The sequence below is a fragment of the Curtobacterium sp. B18 genome, assembly GCF_000333375.1.
In the GTDB taxonomy this organism is placed as follows: domain Bacteria; phylum Actinomycetota; class Actinomycetes; order Actinomycetales; family Microbacteriaceae; genus Curtobacterium.
Genome location: NZ_BACZ01000070.1, coordinates 1 through 1,464 on the forward strand (window position 1 = coordinate 1; position 1,464 = coordinate 1,464).

A 1,464-nucleotide genomic window follows, 5' to 3' on the forward strand; every position below is an offset into this window, starting at 1 on the left:
CGTGCTGGTGCCGCGAGCGCCCCTTCTGCTTGCTCGACCGCGACCGGATGTCGCGCATCCGGGCAGCGTCGCCGCGCTGTTCGTCGGCCATGCGGTGGAGCTCCTCGCGCGCGGCCTCGGCGATCACGGCGTGGTCGAAGTACCCCTCGTCGCGCAGCGCGTTCGTGATGATCCGGTTGCCGACGGCGATGGTGACGGCGGCCTTGGCGATGAGGAAGCCTTCGTCGACCGCTCGCTTCAGCTCGACCTGGCTGACGGGCCGGTCGCGCACGTCGTGCTTGCTGCGTCGTCCGAACAAGGCCATGCAGTCGACGATACCGGCGTCGGGTGACCATCCGTCCGCAGGTGGACCCGGATCACGCTCGGGAGGGACGACCCGCCTCCCACGGACCCGTAGCGTCGGGTGCATGGCCACGATCTCGGAATCCTCCCGCACCGGTCTCGGCACGGCGAGTCTCGTGCTCGGCATCTGCTCGTTGCTCGCCGGGTGGACGTTCGTCGCGCCGATCGTGGGGCTGTGCCTCGGCGTCGCCTCGCGGAGCCGCGAGCCGTTCGCCCGTGGTCGTGCCGGCTGGGGGATCCTCCTCAACCTCGTGGCGCTGGCGGTCTGGATCCTGCTGCTCGCGCTGTTCGTCGTCGGCGGGGCGTTCGCGGTCTGGACCGGGGTCACCCAGGGCCGCTGAACCGGAGCGCCGGGCGCGGGTCACCGGGCCGGACGCGGCGGGCTCGACTCAGAGCACCGGGCCGGACACGGCGAGCCCGACTCAGAACACGAGGCCGTACACGGCGACGTCGACCCGCACCGGCCCGAGCGGCAGCGCGCTCCGCAGGGTGCCCTCGTACGCGAAGCCGAGCCGCTCGGCGAGGGCACGGCTCCGGCGGTTGTCCACGGCGGTCCGGATCTCCACCCGGGCCGAGCCGCGGGTCCGGGCGACCCCGACGAGGACGGTGGCCGCCCGCCGGGCGACACCCCGTCCCTCCTGGCCCGCATCGACCCAGTAGCCGAGCGATGCCTGCCCGAGGTAGGGGTCGAAGGCGAGCGAGGCGGCACCGACGACCCGGTCGTCCAGCCGGATGACGCACGGGAGCGCCCGGTCCATCGCGTACTGCGCGAGCAGGCGCTCGGTGTGCAGGCCGATCGTCTCGACGCTCTGCTCCTGCCACGCCCACGGTTCCGCCGCGCGCAGCCGGTCGGCGTTGGCGACGACGAGCTCGTGCAGCGGCCGGACGGTCGTGAGGTCGCGCAGCGTCAGCGTGTACCCGTCCCCGAGGTCCCGTCCGAACGCCGCCACCCCTCAGAGACTAGGCACGCGCGCGCCTACTCGTACCGGAGCGCCTCGATCGGGTTCTGGCGGGCGGCCCGACGCGCGGGCAGGGTGCCCGCGAGGAAGGCGATGAACATCACGACGAGGATGATCGTGATGACCGAGGACGGCGCGAACTGCATGATCTGCAGGCCCGGCA

General features: G+C 72.8%; 3 protein-coding genes and 1 pseudogene. 1 reads left to right on the plus strand and 3 read right to left on the minus strand.

What is annotated here, in order from left to right:
* The coding region (locus tag I5E_RS01955) for a hypothetical protein (protein ID WP_031261076.1) at positions 1-304 on the minus strand (304 nt) is incomplete at its 3' end.
* A 103-nt stretch (positions 305-407) separates the two neighbouring features.
* On the opposite strand from I5E_RS01955, the gene I5E_RS20950 reads away from it, so the two are divergent.
* Positions 408-683: a hypothetical protein gene (locus I5E_RS20950; protein ID WP_022905519.1), complete on the plus strand. Its 276-nt coding sequence runs from the start codon at positions 408-410 to the stop codon at positions 681-683.
* A gap of 81 nt (positions 684-764) precedes the next feature.
* Here I5E_RS20950 and I5E_RS22465 read toward each other — a convergent pair whose 3' ends face one another.
* Together I5E_RS22465 and I5E_RS26170 are read right to left on the minus strand one after the other, a co-directional pair.
* A complete protein-coding gene (locus tag I5E_RS22465) occupies positions 765-1,292 on the minus strand; it encodes a GNAT family N-acetyltransferase (protein WP_022905520.1) in 528 nt (175 codons plus the stop codon).
* Positions 1,293-1,318: 26 nt separating this feature from the next.
* Positions 1,319-1,464 (minus strand): annotated as a pseudogene (locus I5E_RS26170) (ABC transporter permease); the annotation flags it as partial.

Bases quoted from the DNA above. Each gene is read 5' to 3' on its own strand.
- I5E_RS20950 (WP_022905519.1), top strand. From the start codon at position 408: ATGGCCACGATCTCGGAATCCTCCCGCACCGGTCTCGGCACGGCGAGT.